The sequence below is a fragment of the Nocardia sp. CY15 genome, assembly GCF_009829295.1.
GTDB classification, from domain to species: domain Bacteria; phylum Actinomycetota; class Actinomycetes; order Mycobacteriales; family Mycobacteriaceae; genus Nocardia; species Nocardia sputi.
This window is the reverse complement of sequence record NZ_VUOT01000062.1, coordinates 1-18,333: the sequence shown is the minus strand read 5'-3', so window position 1 is coordinate 18,333 and position 18,333 is coordinate 1. Positions and strand designations below refer to the sequence as shown.

The following is an 18,333-nucleotide window of genomic DNA, read 5'->3' as shown; positions in this document are numbered from 1 at the left end:
TCAACAGGCAAGGGGCACAACCCCGATCGGTGAACCAGTGGTGGCATGCAGGCGCCGGAGACCCGAATTCTCACCCCGGCCGGCCGTGCCGGGCGAGGGCTTCGAGCCCGTCACCGAGTTTGAATGACCACGATCTGCCCGGTGTGGTGGTCGAAGCGTTCCAGATCGACGTCGGCGATGCGGAGATCCCCGCCCGCTTCGACACCGACCCGGAACCGATGAGCACCGACGCGCGCGACGCGCACCCGGTAGCCGACGCCGCGCAGCTTCAGGTCGTGCGGCCGCCCGCTCTGGTGCTGCACCTGCGGGCGTCCGCCTGCGGCGGTGGACAGCAGCCGGTCCCGCTCGACCCGCTCTTCCTCCTCGTAGGCGTCGATGGCGGCCGCGGCCACCGCGACGGTGGAGTGGCGGTGCGACACGAGACGGCCCTCGCCGCGCACGCGGTCGATCCAGCCGGTGTCGGCGACCGCGTCGATCACCTCGGGCTGGGCGAGCAGGTCGAGTACGAAACTCTTGTTGGTGGCGCCGCCCTCGATGACCACTCGGGTCTGCGAGACCGCCCGGCGCAGCCTGCCCAGCGCCTCGTCGCGGTTGCGGCCGTAAGCGATGATCTTGGCGATCATGGAGTCGAAGTCGGCCGGGATGGTGTCGCCCTCGCTGACACCGGTGTCCACGCGGATGCCGGGGCCGGCGGGCAGGTCCAGGCGAGCGATACGGCCCGGGGCAGGCGCGAAGTCGCGATCCGGATCCTCGGCGTTGAGCCGCGCTTCGATGGCGTGGCCGCGCTCAGCCGGGGGCTCGCCCTCGAGCTTGCCGCCGGAGGCCACGTGCAGCTGCGCCCGGACCAGGTCGAAACCGGTGGTCGATTCGGTGATCGGGTGTTCGACTTGCAGCCGGGTGTTGACCTCGAGGAAGGCGAACAGCTGGTCACCGGGGTGGTACAGGAACTCGACGGTCGCCGCGCCGCGGTATCCGACCGCGATCGCCAGCCGCTCGGCCGACGCCTTGAGTTCGGCGGTCTGCTCGGGGCTCAGCACCGGCGACGCGGACTCCTCGATGATCTTCTGGTTGCGTCGCTGCACCGAGCAGTCGCGCACACCGAGTGCCCAGGCGGTGCCCTGACCGTCCGCGATGACCTGCACCTCGACGTGGCGGGCCCCGGTGACGAGCCGCTCCAGGAAGACGACGCCGCTGCCGAAGGCCCGCGCGGCTTCCTGGCGGGTGCGTTCGTAGGCGTCGACGAGTTCGGCCTCGTTGGTGATCACCCGGATACCGCGACCACCGCCACCGGCGGTGGCCTTGAGCATCAGCGGGTAGCCGATCTCGGCCGCGGCGGCCAGGGCGGCGTCCACGGACTCGACCGCACCCCGGCTCCACGGCGCGACCGGCACGCCGACCTCCTCGGCGATCAGCTTGGCGCCGATCTTGTCGCCGAGCTTGCGCATCGCGTCCGGGCTCGGGCCGATGAAGGTGATGCCGATCTGCTCGCACAACTCCGCGAACGCCGGGTCCTCCGCGACGAAACCCCAGCCGACCCAGGCGGCATCGGATCCAGTCGCCACCAGCGCACGCTCGAGCGCCTTCAGGTCGAGGTAGGGGCGTGCGGATGCGGGACCGAGATCGTAGGCGATGTCGGCCTCTCGCACGAACGTCGCGTTCCGGTCCACATCGGTATAGAGAGCGACGGTTTCGATCGGTCTCGCGGTCTCGGCCGCCAGATCCCGGACAGCGTGGATAAGGCGCATCGCCGCCTCTCCCCGGTTGACGATGGCGATGCGATTGAACACTCGCCTGGCTCCTTTCTATCCCATGCTCCGGCCCCGTCGACGGGCGAGCCGATCGCGGCTGTGCGTAGTGTGCACCTCGAGCCTGGAATTATGCACGGCATATGGGCCCTACTCGCGCGTATACGTTCGGCGAGCCGTCCGCTGCCGAGGTCGATCACGTGTGGCGGTAGGCGAGCGCCTGGGCGCCCTTCGATGCTTACCGGGTCAGTGGCATGCCGAACGCTGCGAACAGGGTTGGTTGAAGAAAGACGGTGATGGCGGCAACCCCGCCGTGGTCTGTGGTGATGACGTGTATCGAGTGGGCTTCGAGGATGCCGTCGGCGCCACGACGGTATTCGGCTACAGCGGGTTGTCCGTTCGCGGCCGTCGGGATCAGCAGGAGATCGCCGGGCTTGGCGAAAGCCCGCTTGGCAAGGAACCGGGTCACGGCGTCGCGGCCGGTGAACCATACCGGCACCGGCGGCATTTCCAGCCTGACGTCGGCGGCCAGTAGTTCGGTGAGGGCGGCGAGGTCGGCGTTCTCGAACGCCGCGCAGTAGCGGTCGAGTAGCGCACGGCCTCGGGCGTCCTCCGGTTCGGTCACGCTTTCGTCGGTGGGGGCGACCTCGGCGAGCCGGGCGCGTGCCCGTTGAAGTGCGCTGTTGACCGCGGATGGCGACGTTTCGAGCAGTTCGGCGACTTCGGCGGCGCTGAACTGGGCGACGTCGCGCAGGATCAACACGGCTCGCTGGCGTGCAGGTAACTCTTGCATGGCCGTCATCACCGCCAGCCGGACGCTTTCCCTGGCGACGAGGGCGCTCTCCGGGGTGAAAGCGTCTGGCAGCGGCTCCAACCATCGGTGAGTACCGGCGTCGCCGTCGAGACCCACATCCGGATCGACCGAGCCGGCGCCCAGGCCGGCCGGCAACACTCGGCGGGCGCGGTTCTCCAGTGCGCGCAGGCACGCGGTGGTCGCGATGCGGTACAGCCAGGTCCGCAGCGCCGCGCGCTCCTCGAACGCCGGATAGCCGCGCCAACCGCGCAGGTAGGTCTCCTGGACGAGATCCTCGGCGTCGTGCACCGAACCGAGCATGCGGTAGCAGTGGGCGATCAATTCGGCGCGGAACGGCGCCGCCTGCTCGATGAAATCCTCCTGGACCGGCACAGTCGTACTCCCATTCTCGAGGTGGTGGGGACGCGAGCCCCATACCGGTACAGATACGTCCGGCGACCGGAATTCATCGGTCGGCCCGCCACGAAAGACCAGCGGAGCCGCAACCGATGAATCGTGGCGGCGAGACGTATCTCAATCAGTACGGACTCGAAGCACCTCCCCAACGAAAGCGAATACGACCGTGAATGTGACAAACAAACCCGGCGCCCTCGACGGCACGACGTCGATCGTGACCGGAGCCAGCCGTGGATTCGGCCTCGGCATCGCCCGGGCGCTGTCGGCGGCAGGCGCCCACGTCGTCGGCGTCGCCCGGGGCGGCCCGCATCTCGACGCGGTGCGCGACGAACTCGGCGCTACCTTCACCGCGGTCAGCGCCGACGCCGCCGATCCCGCGACGGCCGCCCGTCTCCTCGACGAGTATCGACCGCGCACCGTGGTTTTGTGCGCGGGAGCGACTCCCCGGATGAGCCCCTTACAGGATCAGACGTGGGAAACCTTCAGCCAGAATTGGAGTGTCGACGTCGCGCAGGCGTTCTATTGGATCCGCGAAGCGCTGCGCCGCCCGCTCGCGCCGGGTAGCTCGGTGATCGCGATCTCCAGCGGCGCGGCGATCCACGGGTCGCCGCTCAGCGGTGGTTACGCGGGGGCGAAGGCCACCGTCAAGTTCATCACGAGCTATGCCGCCGTGGAGTCCGAACGGGCCGAGCTGGGGATCAGGTTCGTATCCGTTCTTCCACAGTTGACGCCCGCCACCGATCTCGGGGCAGCGGCAGTGGCCGGCTACGCCGAGCGGCAAGGGGTCGATGTCGACACCTTCGTGCGGGCCTTGGGACCCTCCCTCACCCCGGAACAGGTGGGCAAGTCGGTTCTCGAGATCGCGACTGCCGAGCACCCGATCCACCCCGCGAACACGCTCACCGCCGCGGGCATGTCACCGCTGGCCTGACTCGCCGGAACCGTAGGAAGGAAGGACATCCGCAATGAACAAACCGCCTATCGTCGCGCCGCAGGAGTGGGAGGCAGCGTGGCAGCAACTGCTCGTGAAGGAAAAGGAGGTGAGCCGCGCTCGTGACGCGCTCGCCGCCTTGCGACGACGGATGCCATGGCAGGCCGTGGACAAGAAGTACGCGTTCGAAGGACCTGAGGGCAGTGCGACTCTGCTCGACTTGTTCCACGGTCGACGTCAGCTGATCGTCTACCGCGCCTTCTTCGAGCCCGGCGTGGGCGGCTGGCCCCACCACGCCTGCCGCGGCTGCTCCATGATGGCCGATCATGTCGCCGACCTCGCCCACCTGAACGCCCGCGACACCACGCTGGTGTTCGCCTCCCGTGCGCCGCAGCCGGACATCGAGCGCGTGAAGGCGCGGATGGGCTGGAAGATGCCGTGGTACACCATCACCGACGATTTCGACGCCGACTTCGGCGTGGACGAATGGCACGGCACGAACGCGTTCATTCACGACGGTGACAGCGTGTTCCGCACCTACTTCATCAACAACCGCGGCGACGAGGCGCTGGGGACCACGTGGAGCTTCCTCGACATGACCGCGCTGGGGCGCCAGGAGCAATGGGAGGACTCGCCGGAGGGCTACCCACAGACCCCACCCTACGAGTGGTGGGACTGGCATGACACCTACGGCGAGCACAAGCCCTCTCGGTGGTTCGGTGACCCCGACCCGGACAACCCGAACGACCAACGGCCGCCGCGTGCCGGCTCGAAAGACTGCGGCTGCGCATGATCGGTGATTCCACGCGTGGGTGTTCCGCGCTCTGATACCGAGTTCCTCGATGCGAGCCGAGCCGAGCGTAGATGGGAGACGACTCGGCTCGGCCCCGCAAGGCCTACTCGATGAGCTCCTCGCTCTTCAGCCAGTCGTAGGCGACGTCGGCGGGATCTTCTCCATCGATGTCGACGCGACCGTTGAGGTCCTGCATCAGTTCGTCGGTGAGGCGCTCGGAGATGGTCCCGAGCAGGGGCCGCAACTGCGGGTAGCGGTCGATGATGACCCCGCGCACGACCGCCGCGCCGCTGTAGGGCAGGAAGAACTTCTTGTCGTCGTCGAGGACGACGAGGTTCAGGTTCTTGACCCGGCCGTCGGTGGTGTAGATCATGCCGAAATTGCACGGGACGCCTCTGGCCGTCGCCGTGTAGACCACACCCGCGTCCATCCGCGTGACGTTGCCCGGTGGAACACCGTTCGGGTCGTTGTAGGGGATCCCGTACTTCTGCAGCATCGGAATGAAACCGTCGGAGCGGCTGAAGAATTCGTCATCGACGCAGAAAGTCCGATCGGGGACCGGGAGCGCGGCAACGTCGGACAGGGACCGAACCTTCAGACGTTCGGCGTTCGGCGTCGAGGTGCCGAACGCGTACGTGTCGTTGAAGTTGGCCGGTGGGAGCCACTCCAGGTCGTGCTCGCGCTTCTCGATATCGTGGACACGCTGCCACAGTTCTTTCGGATCCGAGATCGTCTCGGTCTGGTTGTGGTAGTTCACCCACCCGGTGCCGGTGTACTCCCAGAGCACGTCGGCGTCATCGTTGAGCTGGGCTTGCCGCGACGAGGCCGAACCCGGCGCGCCGGTCAGGTCCGTGACCTCCGCGCCCGCCGCGGCCAGATAAGTCGCGGTGATCTTGCCCAGCAGCACGCCCTCGGTGAAGCTCTTCGAGGTGACGACCAGTTTCGCGCCGTCCAGCGGGCGCGCGCCGTCCGGCAGGCGCGCGTCGTGGAACGTTCCGGACGAACTCACCAAACCGCACCCTGCGAGCATCGAGGTCGTCGCGACCAGCGCCGCCAGCAGGGTGACCATGCGGTCTCGTGGCGATCTCATGAGACACCTCGGGGAGTCGCGGCCAGTTCGACGAGTCTGCCGAGCCAGTCGATGATCAACGCCAGGAGCCCGACCAGGACCGCGCCGGACAGGAGCAGCTTGGGCAGGAAGAGGGTGACACCCGTCGTGATCAGCGTGCCGAGGCTGGTCGCGCCGATGAACGTGCTCAGCGTCGCGGTGCCGACCAGGATGACCAGCGCGGTGCGCACACCATTGAGGATCACCGGCACCGCGAGCGGTAACTCGACCTGCAACAGCGTCCGCGCGCTCGAATAGCCGATACCGCGTGACGCCTCGATCGTGCGCTGATCCACCTGCCGGAGACCGACGATCGTGTTCTGCAGGATCGGCAGGACGGCGTACACGACGAGACCGACGATCGCCGTGCGGAATCCGGTGCCCAACCAGAAGGTGAACAACACGAGCAGGCCGACCGCGGGCGCGGCCTGGCCGATGTTGGCGATGTTGACGGCGATCGGCTCGAGCCGCCGCACCCCGGGACGGGTCAGCGCGATGCCCAGCGGGATTGCGACGACGATCACGATCACCGTGGCGACCACCGTCAACTCGATGTGCGCGAGGATCGTGGTCTGGAGGTTGGCCCAGTCGAGGGACGCCTTCTCGGTCGGGGTGAACGTCGTCGATCGGTACCAGAGGACGTATCCGATACCGATGACCAGGATGATGATCGGTTCGAACCATACGTCGATCGGAACGCGGCGCAGACGACTCATGACTGCCCGGCCGATCCGTTTTCGTCGTCGGCGGCGACCACCGGAGTGGGCGCCGGATCTGTTCCCTCGACATAGGTTTCGTACGACACCTCCTCGTCGGCACGTCCTTCGGCGAGCTTGCTCCTGATCACCTCCGTCACCGAGCCGATGCCGAGCGAACCGATGACCGCGCCGCGCCCATCGGTGACGAGGGCGGCGCCTTGGCTGGTGGCGAGCATGGCGTCGAGCGCGTCGTTGAGGGTCGAGGATCGCGCGACCACGGGCAACCGCCGGTCGAGGTAGTCGGAGACCTCCGGTTTGGTCGCCACCTCCGCGAGCGAGGGCCACGACCGCGGCCGGCCGGCCTGGTCGACGACGACGACCCAGGTGTGTCCCGCGGCTTTCGCGCGTTCGATCACCCCTTGCGCCGACTCGCCGACCCGAGCGGTGATCACCTCGTCGTAGGCGACGTCACGCACCCGCGTCACGGTCAGGTACGCCAGTTTCGCGCCGGACCCGACGAACTCCTCCACGAACGGCGTTGCCGGTTCGGTCAGGATCTCCTCCGGGCGCGCGTACTGTTCGACATGACCTCCTTCGGACAGGATGAGCACCTTGTCGCCGAGCTTGGTGGCCTCCTCGAAATCGTGCGTGACGATCACGATGGTCTTGCCGAGCTCCTGCTGGATCGCGATCAGGCTGTCCTGCAGGCGGACCCGGGTGATCGGGTCGACGGCGCCGAAGGGCTCGTCCATGAGCAGAACCGGCGGGTCCGCTGCGAGCGCTCGGGCGACCCCGACCCGCTGCTGTTGACCGCCGGACATGTCCTTCGGCAGCCGTCCGGCGAAGGTGCCGGGGTCGAGACCGACCAGATCGAGCAGGTACTCGGTGCGTTCGGCGATCCGCTTCTTGTCCCATCCGAGCACCCGCGGGACGGCGCCGATGTTCTTGGCGACCGTCCAGTGCGGGAACAGGCCGCCGGACTGGATGACATACCCGATCGACTGCCGCAGCTTGTCCGGGTCCTCCCCGGTGACGTCGCGATCGCCGATGAAGATCCGGCCTTCGGTCGGCTCGATCAGCCGGTTGATCATCTTGAGCGTGGTCGTCTTGCCGCAGCCGGAGGGACCGACGAACGCGACGATATCGCCTGCTTCGATCTCGAGGTCCAGGCGCTCGACCGCAGGCTTGTGCTGACCCTTGTAGCGCTTGACGACCGAGTCCAGCCTGATGGAAGCGCCGGTCACGTTGCGCTCCGGCGTCGCCGGGCCGGGCCCGCTGGTCACGTCGTCGGTCATGACAGTCCCTTTGCGATGGTGAGCCGTCCGAGCAGGACGAGCAGCGCGTCGAACACCAGCGCGATGACGACGATGAGGATGGTGCCCGTGAGAGCCATCTCGAGGGCGTTGGCGCCGCCGAGACGGGAGAGGCCGTTGAAGATCAGCGATCCCAGGCCCGGCCCGAGCACATAGGCGACGATGGCGGCCACGCCCACGATCATCTGGGTGGACACCCTGATGCCGGTGAGGATGACCGGCCAGGCGATCGGCAATTCGACCGTCAGCAGAATGCGCCATCGCGAAAAGCCGATGCCACGCGCGGATTCGACCACCGAGGGGGGCACCGACCGCAAACCTACGATCGCGTTACCGATTACCGGCAGCGCGGCGAAGAACGTCAGCATGACGAACGAAGGGACCACGCCCAGCCCGAAAGGAACCAAGAGGATCGCCAGCAGCGCCAGCGAAGGAATCGTCAACGCGACCCGGCTCGAGGTCAGCGACAGCGCCGACAGCAGCGGCAACCGATAAACCGCCACCGCGATGAGGACGGCGACGATCGTTCCGACCAAGACGGTTTGAAACGCCAGGGAGGAATGCTGATAGGTGAGAAACGCCAGAACTTCTCCCCGTCCTCGGATGTAGCTCCATAAATTCACGGGATTCCCCTCGTCAGCCGAAGACCAGTTGGTACCTGTCTACGTGTAGTCACCGGATACTCGAGCCGTCAAAGACTAGACGATTCCGCGTGTTCGAATCCGGACGCCGCGTGCCGGGCGATTCGCGAGCTTGCCGCATTCGCGGTATTTCGATCGACACCGGCAAGGACGCATTCGTGCCCACAGACGACTTCGATTACGCCCTGTTTCGACGTTCCGAGCCGACCATGGGCGGTCGGCGTAATTCAGACGGCTCAGCGACCACGTCCGTGGCGAGAAGCTGCGAAGAGCGAGTGGCGGATTCCGCCGAACCATCTGTGTGCGAGTCATGTTCGTGACGGCATCCACCCTGGTGACGGGCTATGCCGCCCGCGTGAGCGCGCCGACGGCCGAGTAGTTTTCGGCGGTGCCCGCGATCACCGTGCTCGGCGTGCCGTCGACACCGACAGGAACCGGTCCGGCGAGCGTGATACGAGTCAGCCTGCGGTGCTCATTGCTGTCGTAGTCGTCGACCGCGTAGTGCTGTGTGGCGCGGTTGTCCCACATGGCGACGTCTCCGAGGGACCAGTCCCAGCGGGTGGTGTGCTCCAGGCGGGTCACCCGGTCCTGGAACAATCGGAACAGCGCGTGCGACTCCTGGCTGGACAGGCCGACGATCTGCTTCACGAAGCAGCCCAGCAACAGGGCGCGTTCACCCGTCTCCGGGTGCACCTCCACCACGGGGTGCTCGGTCTCGAAATAGGTCGACTCGAACTCCCGGCGGTAGGCCCTGGTGTTCTCGTCCGGATCGTCCTCGACGGCGGCGGCGTAGTCGTACTGATTGCTGTGCCGCGCGCGCAGACTCTCCGCCAGCCGCTTCAAAGGTTCCGGAAGCGCGTTGTACGCGGCGACGGTCGAGGCCCAGGTGGTCGAACCGCCGTAGCTGGGCAGCGACACCGCACGCAGGATCGATGCCCTCGGGACGCGGTCGACGAACGTGACATCGGTATGCCAGGTGTTGGAGCGCCCGTGGCGGGAATCGATGGCCAGGCTCTTCACACCCGCCGAGGTGATGGTCGGGTGCGGGGTGGTCGGTTGTCCCAGCAGTTGCGCGAACTCGTACTGGCCGTATTCCGTCAGGTGATGCTGGCCACGGAAGAAGATCACCTTGTGCTCGCTCAGTGCGGCGCGGATGGCGGCGACGGTCCGCGCGTCCAGGTCACCACCGAGCCGGACCCCGTCGATCTGTGCGCCGATGTGGGCGCCGAGTTTGACCACTGCCAGGTCGGTCTCGGTCTCGGCTGTATGGTCGGCGGACATACCGGGGGCCTTTCGCTCGAACCTGATGATCCGGCTCAGAGGAAACCAGCCCTGGTACGGCGCGGCCAGCATTACAGTCATCGAGATCGAAACGGGTGACCACGCAGGTGGTGGTCGGCCGCAGCTGCGAGTTCGTCGTATTCCGAGCAGCTCTGGTCTGCGGCGGCCGGGCGGGATTCCGAGGCTCAGCGGGCGGCGGCGAGCGCTGCGAGGGTTTCGGCGGAGGTATGCGTCGGTTTCCAGCCGAGCTGCCGCTTCGCGCGGCTGGTGTCCATGACGACGGGCGTGCGGACGATGTGCAGCCACTCCAGGGTGGCGGGCACGAAGGGGAGGCGGGCGAGGGCCGCGGATGCTGCGGTGGCGGCGACCGCGGGGACGCGCACCGGCCTGCCGCCCAGTGCGGCTGCCACGTCGGAGAGGGTGAGGGTGCCGTCGCCTGCGATGTTGTAGGCGCCGGGCGGCGCATCCGCGGTGGCGGCCAGCGCGATGGCGGCGGCCACGTCGTCGTGGTGGACGAGTTGCAGCGGGTGGCCTGGGTCGGGAATCACCGGTTTGAAAAGCGGATTGGCCCTGGCCAGTGCCCGCAACGGGCGGGGGAGTCTCTGCCACGGCAGGTCGTGCAGGGCCGGCGCTTTCGGGCCGGCCACGATGCACGGCCGAAGCACGAATACCTCCAGGTCGGAGTCGGCGGTGATCTCGGCGAGCGCCGCCTCGCACGCTGCCTTCTGCTCGGAGTAGTAGTGCTCGGGCGAGCCCTCGGGCGGCACGTCCTCGGTGATGGGGGTGGGATTCTCCGGGTGGTAGCCGTACGCGGCGACCGAGGACGTGTAGACGAGGCGGCGGGCCTGCTCGGCGGCGACCGTCGCCTCGAAGACGTTGCGGGTGCCCGCCAGGTTCACCCGAGCGCACTCCTCCCGGGAGCCCATGATCACGAACGCCAGGTGGATCACCACGTCGGCCTCGGTGACCAGGGCGTCCACGGCGGTTCGGTCGAGGATGTCGCCGCGCCGGTACTCGGTTTTGCTCCAGCCGTGTGCGGCGGGGTCGAACGGTCGGCGGGCCATTCCGACGATCCGGTCGACCGCCGGGTCGCGTTCGAGTGCGGTGACGGCGGAGATGCCGATCTCGCCGGTCGGCCCGGTGACGGCGACGGTGATACCCATGCGGGCGGGATTCCCCGCCCGCCGTGGGTGAAACGGTGCTCAGTCGGGCGGTTCGACGGCGCCCGCCTCCTCGTTCACGTCCTCGTTCTCCGGGGTTTCGCGGGTATCGAGGTCCAAGTCGTCAGGGTGGGAGGTGTCGGTCTGGTCGCCCAGTTCGGGTGCGTTCTGGTTTCCGGGTTCGGTCACGTCCGTGGCCTACCCACCGACGTCGGTTTCACGCGCATCGGTTGTCGTCGCCATGCCCACCATGCCGGGCGCGGTAGCAATGGTTTCAGGGTTCCAGCATCGCATACGTCGACGACCCGAGACCGTGCGTGGATGCCGAACCCGTGAACGGGCTGGGAGCGAGAGCGTTGCGTGGCAGCAAGTTCTGCCAAGGTGGCAATCCAAGGCGCTGCCACGGCCGAGCGGAGTTGGGTAGGCGGTCAGCGGCACGCTCGGTGCGGCCCTACACTCGACGCACACGCATGCTGAAGACGGAGGTGATCGGCGGTTGAATCCCATGGATCCGCGCGACCAGCACACCGCACGCTATGAACCCGGTTATCAGCCGGGGAATTACCGTGATCCTGGGTACGGCCAAGATCACGGATACAGCCCCGGCTCCGGATACAGCCAGGACCACGGCTCCGGATACGGCCACCGAGGTCACGGATACAGCGAATACCAGCAATCCGATCTTCCGGACCGGCAGCCTCGGCAACAACAGGGCCCGGAGGTCAACATCGGCATGTTCGTCGGTGGTGTGATCGCGGCGGCCGTGGTGACCGCTCTTGCGGCCTGGCTGTGCGCCTTGATCATCGAGATCATCGCGACCCGGGTCACCGAGAGCGGCGCGCTCGGGGTGTGGAACCCGATGGCCCAGGACGCGTACTGGTTCGCGGTGGTGGCATTCATCTGCACACTGCTCGCCGGACTGCTCTGGTACCTGCTTCGCCTGGGCACTCCGTCACCGGAATTGTTCTTCAGCTGGATCGTGGGAATCCTCACCGCGGCGGCGGTGATCATTCCACTGGCACTTTCCAGCCACCTCTGGGTGGGAATCTCCACCGGGATCGAACATCTCGTGATCGGGCTTCCGATCCTCAGCCTGGTGCGCATGGTGGGTGCCAAGAGCATCGTGCCCCGATGATGCACGCGGTGAGCGGAGGTCCGACAGCCTTCGGGCATGATCGCCGTTCGCGATCGTGTTCCAGCGGCGCACTCGATCGGTCCTCGCACGCCATGTAGCACTGCGGCTATGTCGAGCAGACCGGAAGGGTCGGCGGGGCGGGGGCTGATCGGATCGCCCCCGACTCCGGCATGGCGTGAGATGGGACCTCAGCGACGCTCACGATGGGTCAGCGGAAGTCGGCCGCGTGATCTTCTGCCCACTGCGCGAACGTTCGCGCGGGGCGTCCGGTGACCTCCTCGATGATCGACGACACCTGCGGTGGCGCCACTGTTCCGGCCTTCCATCCGGCCAGGACGGCCTCGACGCCGATCGACGGCATGGTCTTGCTCAGTTCTGCGCGCGCCTGTTCGACCGAGATCACCTCGAGGGCGATCTCACGGCCGATGGCCGCACCGATGTGCCGCACCTGCTGCCGCAGGGTCAGTGACTCGGGACCGAACACGGTGTAGGCGTGGCCGTGGTGACCCGGCTCGGTCAGGGCGGTCACCGCGAGCGCTGCCAGATCCTTCTCGTGGATAGGCGCAGTTCGCGCGTCGGCATACGGCACACGGGCGACGCCGGCGTCGCGGATGGACTGCTGCCACCACCACAGTGCGTTCGTGGCGAACATGCCGGGCCGGATGAATGTCCATTCCAGACCGGACTTTTCGATGGCGGACTCGACGACGGTGTGCATGCGGGCGATCGGGTTGTCGGCATCGCCGCCCAAGACAGCCCCGGACGACAGGAGTGTCACGTGCCGTACCCCGGCGGCCTCGGCCGCCGCCACGAAACCGTCGATCCCTTCGGGCTTGGCATAGAGGAACACGCCTTCCGCGCCTGCGAGTGCGGCGGGCAGCGTTTCGGGGCGCTCCAGATCAGCCGCGATGACCTCTGTGCCCCATAGGAAGCCCGCCGTGTCGGGTTCCCTGCTTGTCAGACGGACCTGGCTGCCCCTCGCGATCAGACCTGCCGCGACGTGGCGGCCGACATTGCCTCTGGCTCCGAAAACGACTGTGACCATGGCAGCAGCGTAGGCTGCGGGATTACTCTCGGTAAGGACATACCTTCAGGTAAGCTCCGGTCATGGCGGTACGTTCGCAAGTCGGGGGCGCCGCCTGGCCGGTGCGGAGTGACGCATTCAACAGTGATTGCCCTGCGCGTGAGGTGCTCGACCACATCACGAGCCGCTGGGGCGTGCTGATCCTGACCGCGCTGGGCGGCGGGCCACTGCGCTTTTCCGAGCTGCGCGGGATGATCGGCGGGATCAGCGAGAAGATGCTGTCGCAGACGCTACGCACGCTCGTGCGGGACGGGCTTGTCGCGCGTTCCGTGGAGCCCACCACGCCGCCGCGGGTCAACTACGAACTCACCGCACTGGGCCGGAGTCTCTCGGTGTCGTTGCAGCAGTTCCTCGAGTGGATCCGTCGGCACACGGCCGAGGTCGTGGCCGCCCAGCACGAGCACGATCGGCGAAGTCGATGATCTCTCGGCGCAAGCGCGTCGGCGGCGGGCGTTGCTGGTGCCGCGGATCCGCCGGTTAGTCGCCGCGACAATTTCCTACAACCTGATCGAGATTGCTTTGGCGTTCTTCCAGCCGTAGCCGCTCATCTTGGTCCCGCCGAGACGATGGTCGGTCGAGCCCGCTGGAGCAGTCGACCCCCGTTGTGCCGGTGCCGATGCCCTGCGGGACGCCCCTGCCGAGACCACTGTGGGCGTGACGGGCTGCTCGTACCGCCGACCCGTTCGGCGTGACATTTCCGCGACCATTTCGTAATGTATCGGTGACCTATCCTCGACGTAATCGGTAATCGACATCATGCCTGGTCAACATCGCAAGCGGACGGCAACCCGGAAGCTCACGCCCCTGGTTGTGTGTGGCATAGCGGCAATCATCGCCGTCGTGCTGTGGGCGGCGATTCGACCGAACCCGGCTGCTCAGCATGTCGCGGCGGTCGGATCCGCGCCGTCGTCCGCCGTGGCAAGCGACCCGGCCATGACGACCGTGCCGTCGACGGCGCCGCCGGTACCGGCGCAGGCCGCGGCGGCGGCCGAGCAACCACCACCGTCGGCCAAGCAGGCGATACAGCACCCGCCCCCGCCGCCTCCCTCCGTCCCGTGTTCAACGGACCTGGTCGGCACACGCCCGCACGTGGCACAGGTGGGCCACCTGCTCAAGAAGACGTTCGGCGTCACCGACATCGGCGGCGCCGTCGGCCGGGGCGACGGCGACCACGGCGCCGGGCTGGCGCTCGATCTGATGACATCCGATTCGGCACGCGGCGACGCCATCGCCGATTTCGTGCTGGCCAACCAACAGCGTTTCGGCGTGACTTACGTGATCTGGCGGCAACGGTACAACGACGGCAGCGGTTGGTCGTACCTGGAAGACCGAGGGAGCCCGACCGCCAATCACTACGACCATGTGCATGTGTCGTTCCACAAGACTGCCGTAGTGGACGTGACCTGCTGATCTGGTGACGCGGTCTTTCCGCGACTTTCCACCCCGCCCGATCGCCGGACGAGTGCAGGTCGGCACTCGGAGAACCGAGTTCAGTGCGCGCGCAGCGCGTCGAGAATCATCGGACGCGCGGTCGCGAGTGCTTGCTGCCAGTAGGGCCAGGTGTGCGTTCCGTTGACGATGTCGACGCGGGCGGTGATTCCGAGCGCGGCGATCCGGTCACGGAAGATTTGTGTGGCAGTGGTGGTCATCGACTCGAGGCTCATCGCGTTGACGGTGTTGCCGACCCCGTACGGCAGGTCTTGCGGACCGGGCACGCCGTTGCCGGTCGAGATGTAGATCGGCAGTCCGCGCAGCAACTCCGCCTGAACGGTGGCGTCGTTGCGGCTCCAGGCAGGGTCTCCGGCCGGACCCCACATGTCATCGACGTTGAAGTGGCCCTCGTCCCACATCGCAGCGCGCATCGCTTCGTTCCAGAGCGGAAAGGTGGGGTGCAGGAATCCCGAGAACGATCCGGCGAATTTGTATTGGTCGCGGTGATGCGCGGCCAGTGTGAGGGCGGCGTTTCCTCCCATGGAGGCGCCGACGATGGCGTTGTTGGTGCGCGAGACACCGTATCGCTGGAGGTAGGCGGGCAGTTCCCGAGTGAGGAAGGTCTCCCATTTGTACGTCGTCGTTTGACCGTTCGTGCTGCTCGGCCGGTACCAGTCGGTGTAGAAGCTCGAATGGCCACCGACGGGGAACACCAACGTGACATTGTCGTTCTCGAATTGGCGCAGAGCGTCGGTATCGGTCGTCCACTGGTTGTGGTCGCCCGGCGCTCGCAGGCCGTCGAGCACATACAGGGCAGCGCTCCCGCCGCGGGCCGCCCACTGCACCTGGACTTTGATCGGCCCCATGCTGGACGGCACGGAAAGCTCCGTGAAACCGCCTGCCGGGGCGCGCAATACGGGCGCGTGGAGTGGCACGGCGGTAGCCACGGCCGGGCCGATCGACGACATGAGCACAGCTGTTGCCACGGCAACGCCGGTCTTCCGCAATCGACCACGAACAACTCGCTGGTGTCCAGATCGCGCCGCTCCCACCCGCATACCTCCTGCCGACTTACTGTTCGATGACCGAGAAATTCGAATCCGTCGCCGCTGAGAGCAAGTTGCTCCACTCGCGCGTACTGCAGCCGCGCCCGAGACCGGGAAATCATCCTACGTCGCGCCGCTACCGGCCCCTGGGGTCGTGGCCGTCACTGCTGGGAAACTCCAGGTCCGACCGTCTGCGCGCGTGGTGCTGGCAACTCGCCGGTGCCGACGCCTTCACGTTCGGCCCGACCACGAGGATTCGTCTCGGCGGGCGGACCACCGGGTGCGACGTTCGCTCGGAGGTGGCCGATCAGGACCGGACGACGGATGCGCAGCGGCTGGTTCCGGCGGCGGGAAAGCCGACGTCACCTCCGTGATCCCGGTGATCCGCGAAACCCCGAGCTGTTCGGCGAGGGTGCGTCGACGTCGAGCGCAACGGCAGCGTTCTCATAGGGTGGATCTCCTCTGTTATGGAAGGAGCCCGAGGTGGCCGAGACGACGCTGGCCGAGGTGATGGCCGAGTTGGCCGCGCTCGAAGACCCGAAGGCACGCGAGGTGAACGAGAGACACGGTGACGATCACGGTGTGAACCTCAGCAAGCTGCGCGCGCTCGCGAAGCGGCTGAAAACTCAGCAGGAACTAGCGCGCACGCTGTGGGAGACCGGTGACACCGCGGCGAGACTGCTGGCCATTCTGATCTGCAGCCCGAAGACGTTCGAGCGTGCCGAGTTGGACGCCATGGTGCGCGAGGCGCGCACACCCAAGGTGCACGACTGGCTCGTCAACTACGTGGTGAAGAAGAACCCGCACTCCGAGGAACTGCGCCTGGCCTGGACCGCCGATCCGGATCGAGTGGTCGCCAGTGCCGGCTGGGCGCTGACCACCGAACGGGTGGCGAAGAAGCCCGAAGGCCTCGACCTCGCCGGACTGCTCGACGTCATCGAGGCCGAGATGAAACACGCCCCGGACCGCCTGCAGTGGGCGATGAACCACTGCCTGGCGCAGATCGGGATCGAGCACGCCGAGCACCGCGCCCGTGCGATCGGAATCGGTGAGCGCTTGCGGGTACTCGAGGACTACCCGACTCCAGCGAACTGCACGTCTCCGTTCGCGCCCATCTGGATCACCGAGATGGTGCGCCGAAAGCACGACAAGTAGGAAGGTCCGGCTCGCGCTCGGGGATGTCACGGTCGACTCCTGCCATGGGGGTCAGGACACGACTACGCGCTCCAGCGTTCCTTCGTCGTTGATTGCCATGCAAGCGTAAGAACGGTTCTCGCGGATCGCATGGCGAAAAAGAGCTGCCGGTGACGTTTCTCGCGGCGTATGCGTGCTATTCGGTGACTGACTAGACATAGCGCCCGCAACGGGTTACGACCAGACAGCGCATAGGAGATCACTGTGGCCGAGAAGAGCTTTCGTTCCGCTGAGACCGGCGAATATGTGAGCGAGGAGACCGCGGCGGAGGACCCGAAAACCACCCTCGGCGAGGATGAGCCGCACCACGGTGACAACCGGCGCGACCGTTCCGCGATCACCGGGCACTTCGTCAAACCCGATACCAGCCGCCGCCACCCCGACACCACCGTCACCGAAAACGAGTGACACTCCGCCCCCCTGACAGGTTCCGTGTCGCCTCACCCCGCATTGTTCGCAAGCCATCTGAAACCTCGTAGAACCGGCGTTGCGCTCGACTTGCCTTGGAGTGCACTCCAGGTCGTAGCGTGAGGGCGCAAGCTCGCCGACACACGAGGAGATCACGCCATGGAACTCGGCTTTCACCTACCGATCTTCGACATCGACGGAGGAACCACCGCCATCGCCGGTGAATTGGCCAGGGTGGGTGCGGCGGCCGAAGCGTCGGGCGCGACCTGGCTGTCGTTCATGGATCACTATTTCCAGATCGAGCCGATCGGCCTCCCCGCAGAATCGAACATGCTGGAGGGGTACACCACGCTCGGCTTCCTGGCCGCGCACACCTCGACTGTCGAGCTCGGCTTGCTCGTCACGGGCGTGACGTACCGGCATCCGGGTCTGCTCGCCAAGATCGTCACCACACTCGACGTCCTGTCCGGTGGGCGGGCCGTGCTCGGCATCGGCGCCGCGTGGTTCGAGCGCGAGCACCGCGGGCTCGGCGTGGCGTTCCCCTCGGTCGCCGAACGGTTCGAGCGACTCGAGGAGACCTTGCTCATCTGCGGGCAGATGTGGGATCCGGCGAACAACGGGCCGTTCGAAGGCAGGCATTACCAGCTGGCCGAGACACTGTGTTCGCCGCAGCCGATCAGCCGCCCCAAGGTGCTGATCGGTGGCAGCGGGGAACGTAAGACGCTGCGGTTGGTCGCGCAGTACGCCGACGCGTGCAACCTGTTCGGCTCGCCCCGGGAAGTCGAGCACAAGCTCGACGTCCTGCGCAGGCACTGCGACGACGTCGGTCGCGACTACGACGAGATCCGCAAGACGATCATGGCCAACAACCCGCGGCCGACTCCGGAGACCCGCGACGAATTCGTCCGTGGGATGGCCGAATACGCGAAGCTCGGCGTGCACGCGGTCATGGTCACTCCGACCACCGGATCCCCGGCCGCGTGGATCGATGGCTTCGCGCCTGTCGTCCCGCAGCTGTCCGAGCTGGGCTAGGTGTTCTGCCCAGGGAGGTTGGTCGAGGTTTTGTGACGACACGCTGTAGGTGATCGTTGAATGGCGAAGGTCTCCTGTCGTGGAGTGGGAGTTGCTGAGACAACCACTGCAACGAACAGGAGA

The 18,333-nt window shown here is 66.8% G+C and carries 19 protein-coding genes; 8 read left to right on the top strand and 11 right to left on the bottom strand.

Annotation, left to right across the window (positions count from 1 at the left end):
- Nucleotides 1–110 precede the first annotated feature (110 nt).
- Both GVY39_RS33090 and GVY39_RS33085 read right to left on the bottom strand, forming a co-directional pair.
- A complete protein-coding gene (locus GVY39_RS33090) occupies nucleotides 111–1,787 on the bottom strand; it encodes an acetyl/propionyl/methylcrotonyl-CoA carboxylase subunit alpha (RefSeq protein WP_236565814.1) in 1,677 nt (558 codons plus the stop codon).
- A gap of 196 nt (nucleotides 1,788–1,983) precedes the next feature.
- Nucleotides 1,984–2,931, bottom strand: a complete 948-nt coding sequence (locus GVY39_RS33085) for an RNA polymerase subunit sigma-70 (protein WP_159930926.1) — start codon at nucleotides 2,929–2,931, stop codon at nucleotides 1,984–1,986.
- A 190-nt stretch (nucleotides 2,932–3,121) separates the two neighbouring features.
- On the opposite strand from GVY39_RS33085, the gene GVY39_RS33080 reads away from it, so the two are divergent.
- Nucleotides 3,122–3,886: an SDR family NAD(P)-dependent oxidoreductase gene (locus tag GVY39_RS33080; RefSeq protein WP_370523861.1), complete on the top strand. Its 765-nt coding sequence runs from the start codon at nucleotides 3,122–3,124 to the stop codon at nucleotides 3,884–3,886.
- A gap of 34 nt (nucleotides 3,887–3,920) precedes the next feature.
- Nucleotides 3,921–4,679, top strand: a complete 759-nt coding sequence (locus tag GVY39_RS33075; protein WP_159930924.1) for a DUF899 domain-containing protein — start codon at nucleotides 3,921–3,923, stop codon at nucleotides 4,677–4,679.
- Between the two features lie 103 nt (nucleotides 4,680–4,782).
- Here the strand turns inward: GVY39_RS33075 and GVY39_RS33070 are convergent, their stop codons facing one another.
- The 7 genes from GVY39_RS33070 to GVY39_RS33040 all read right to left on the bottom strand — a co-directional run bounded on the left by GVY39_RS33070 (nucleotide 4,783) and on the right by GVY39_RS33040 (nucleotide 11,069).
- On the bottom strand, nucleotides 4,783–5,769 hold the full coding sequence (locus tag GVY39_RS33070; RefSeq protein WP_159930923.1) for a glycine betaine ABC transporter substrate-binding protein: 987 nt from the start codon (nucleotides 5,767–5,769) through the stop codon (nucleotides 4,783–4,785).
- Nucleotides 5,766–6,503, bottom strand: a complete 738-nt coding sequence (locus GVY39_RS33065; RefSeq protein ID WP_159930922.1) for an ABC transporter permease — start codon at nucleotides 6,501–6,503, stop codon at nucleotides 5,766–5,768. The genes GVY39_RS33070 and GVY39_RS33065 overlap by 4 nt, the downstream gene beginning before the upstream one ends.
- On the bottom strand, nucleotides 6,500–7,780 hold the full coding sequence (locus tag GVY39_RS33060) for an ATP-binding cassette domain-containing protein (protein WP_159930921.1): 1,281 nt from the start codon (nucleotides 7,778–7,780) through the stop codon (nucleotides 6,500–6,502). The genes GVY39_RS33065 and GVY39_RS33060 overlap by 4 nt, the downstream gene beginning before the upstream one ends.
- Nucleotides 7,777–8,421 carry an ABC transporter permease gene (locus GVY39_RS33055; RefSeq protein ID WP_159930920.1) on the bottom strand — a complete coding sequence of 215 codons (645 nt, stop codon included), beginning with the start codon at nucleotides 8,419–8,421 and terminating at the stop codon, nucleotides 7,777–7,779. The genes GVY39_RS33060 and GVY39_RS33055 overlap by 4 nt, the downstream gene beginning before the upstream one ends.
- Nucleotides 8,422–8,781: 360 nt before the next feature.
- Nucleotides 8,782–9,720, bottom strand: a complete 939-nt coding sequence (locus tag GVY39_RS33050) for a TauD/TfdA family dioxygenase (RefSeq protein ID WP_159930928.1) — start codon at nucleotides 9,718–9,720, stop codon at nucleotides 8,782–8,784.
- A gap of 185 nt (nucleotides 9,721–9,905) precedes the next feature.
- The gene (locus GVY39_RS33045; RefSeq protein WP_159930919.1) at nucleotides 9,906–10,883 is read right to left on the bottom strand and encodes an NAD-dependent epimerase/dehydratase family protein; all 978 of its coding nucleotides are present in this window, start codon (nucleotides 10,881–10,883) and stop codon (nucleotides 9,906–9,908) included.
- A 39-nt stretch (nucleotides 10,884–10,922) separates the two neighbouring features.
- Nucleotides 10,923–11,069: a hypothetical protein gene (locus tag GVY39_RS33040; protein ID WP_159930918.1), complete on the bottom strand. Its 147-nt coding sequence runs from the start codon at nucleotides 11,067–11,069 to the stop codon at nucleotides 10,923–10,925.
- A gap of 316 nt (nucleotides 11,070–11,385) precedes the next feature.
- On the opposite strand from GVY39_RS33040, the gene GVY39_RS33035 reads away from it, so the two are divergent.
- Nucleotides 11,386–12,015, top strand: a complete 630-nt coding sequence (locus GVY39_RS33035) for a hypothetical protein (RefSeq protein WP_308221223.1) — start codon at nucleotides 11,386–11,388, stop codon at nucleotides 12,013–12,015.
- Between the two features lie 208 nt (nucleotides 12,016–12,223).
- On the opposite strand, the gene GVY39_RS33030 is transcribed toward GVY39_RS33035, so the two are convergent.
- A complete protein-coding gene (locus GVY39_RS33030; RefSeq protein WP_159930916.1) occupies nucleotides 12,224–13,060 on the bottom strand; it encodes an NAD(P)H-binding protein in 837 nt (278 codons plus the stop codon).
- Between the two features lie 62 nt (nucleotides 13,061–13,122).
- Between GVY39_RS33030 and GVY39_RS33025 the strand changes: the two genes are divergently transcribed.
- Together GVY39_RS33025 and GVY39_RS33020 are read left to right on the top strand one after the other, a co-directional pair.
- Nucleotides 13,123–13,521: a helix-turn-helix domain-containing protein gene (locus GVY39_RS33025; protein ID WP_159930915.1), complete on the top strand. Its 399-nt coding sequence runs from the start codon at nucleotides 13,123–13,125 to the stop codon at nucleotides 13,519–13,521.
- A gap of 334 nt (nucleotides 13,522–13,855) precedes the next feature.
- Nucleotides 13,856–14,509, top strand: a complete 654-nt coding sequence (locus tag GVY39_RS33020) for a hypothetical protein (protein ID WP_159930914.1) — start codon at nucleotides 13,856–13,858, stop codon at nucleotides 14,507–14,509.
- 80 nt (nucleotides 14,510–14,589) lie between these two features.
- Here the strand turns inward: GVY39_RS33020 and GVY39_RS33015 are convergent, their stop codons facing one another.
- Entirely contained in the window at nucleotides 14,590–15,588 is a 999-nt protein-coding gene (locus tag GVY39_RS33015) for an alpha/beta hydrolase family protein (RefSeq protein WP_240679492.1), read from the bottom strand.
- Between the two features lie 498 nt (nucleotides 15,589–16,086).
- Between GVY39_RS33015 and GVY39_RS33010 the strand changes: the two genes are divergently transcribed.
- From GVY39_RS33010 to GVY39_RS33000, 3 genes are all read left to right on the top strand, one after another.
- A complete protein-coding gene (locus tag GVY39_RS33010) occupies nucleotides 16,087–16,731 on the top strand; it encodes a DNA alkylation repair protein (RefSeq protein ID WP_201295437.1) in 645 nt (214 codons plus the stop codon).
- 243 nt (nucleotides 16,732–16,974) lie between these two features.
- Nucleotides 16,975–17,178, top strand: coding sequence for a hypothetical protein (locus tag GVY39_RS33005; RefSeq protein ID WP_159930912.1), 204 nt, complete (start codon nucleotides 16,975–16,977; stop codon nucleotides 17,176–17,178).
- 159 nt (nucleotides 17,179–17,337) lie between these two features.
- Nucleotides 17,338–18,210 (top strand): LLM class F420-dependent oxidoreductase, encoded by an 873-nt coding sequence (locus tag GVY39_RS33000; protein WP_159930911.1) that lies wholly within the window; start codon nucleotides 17,338–17,340, stop codon nucleotides 18,208–18,210.
- The last annotated feature ends 123 nt before the right edge of the window (nucleotides 18,211–18,333 follow it).

Bases quoted from the DNA above. Each gene is read 5' to 3' on its own strand.
- GVY39_RS33020 (WP_159930914.1), top strand. From the start codon at position 13,856: ATGCCTGGTCAACATCGCAAGCGGACGGCAACCCGGAAGCTCACGCCC.
- GVY39_RS33000 (WP_159930911.1), top strand. From the start codon at position 17,338: ATGGAACTCGGCTTTCACCTACCGATCTTCGACATCGACGGAGGAACC.
- GVY39_RS33075 (WP_159930924.1), top strand. From the start codon at position 3,921: ATGAACAAACCGCCTATCGTCGCGCCGCAGGAGTGGGAGGCAGCGTGG.
- GVY39_RS33050 (WP_159930928.1), bottom strand. From the start codon at position 9,720: ATGTCCGCCGACCATACAGCCGAGACCGAGACCGACCTGGCAGTGGTC.
- GVY39_RS33070 (WP_159930923.1), bottom strand. From the start codon at position 5,769: ATGAGATCGCCACGAGACCGCATGGTCACCCTGCTGGCGGCGCTGGTC.
- GVY39_RS33010 (WP_201295437.1), top strand. From the start codon at position 16,087: ATGGCCGAGTTGGCCGCGCTCGAAGACCCGAAGGCACGCGAGGTGAAC.
- GVY39_RS33015 (WP_240679492.1), bottom strand. From the start codon at position 15,588: ATGCGGGTGGGAGCGGCGCGATCTGGACACCAGCGAGTTGTTCGTGGT.
- GVY39_RS33030 (WP_159930916.1), bottom strand. From the start codon at position 13,060: ATGGTCACAGTCGTTTTCGGAGCCAGAGGCAATGTCGGCCGCCACGTC.
- GVY39_RS33025 (WP_159930915.1), top strand. From the start codon at position 13,123: ATGGCGGTACGTTCGCAAGTCGGGGGCGCCGCCTGGCCGGTGCGGAGT.
- GVY39_RS33060 (WP_159930921.1), bottom strand. From the start codon at position 7,780: ATGACCGACGACGTGACCAGCGGGCCCGGCCCGGCGACGCCGGAGCGC.
- GVY39_RS33065 (WP_159930922.1), bottom strand. From the start codon at position 6,503: ATGAGTCGTCTGCGCCGCGTTCCGATCGACGTATGGTTCGAACCGATC.
- GVY39_RS33035 (WP_308221223.1), top strand. From the start codon at position 11,386: ATGGATCCGCGCGACCAGCACACCGCACGCTATGAACCCGGTTATCAG.
- GVY39_RS33045 (WP_159930919.1), bottom strand. From the start codon at position 10,883: ATGGGTATCACCGTCGCCGTCACCGGGCCGACCGGCGAGATCGGCATC.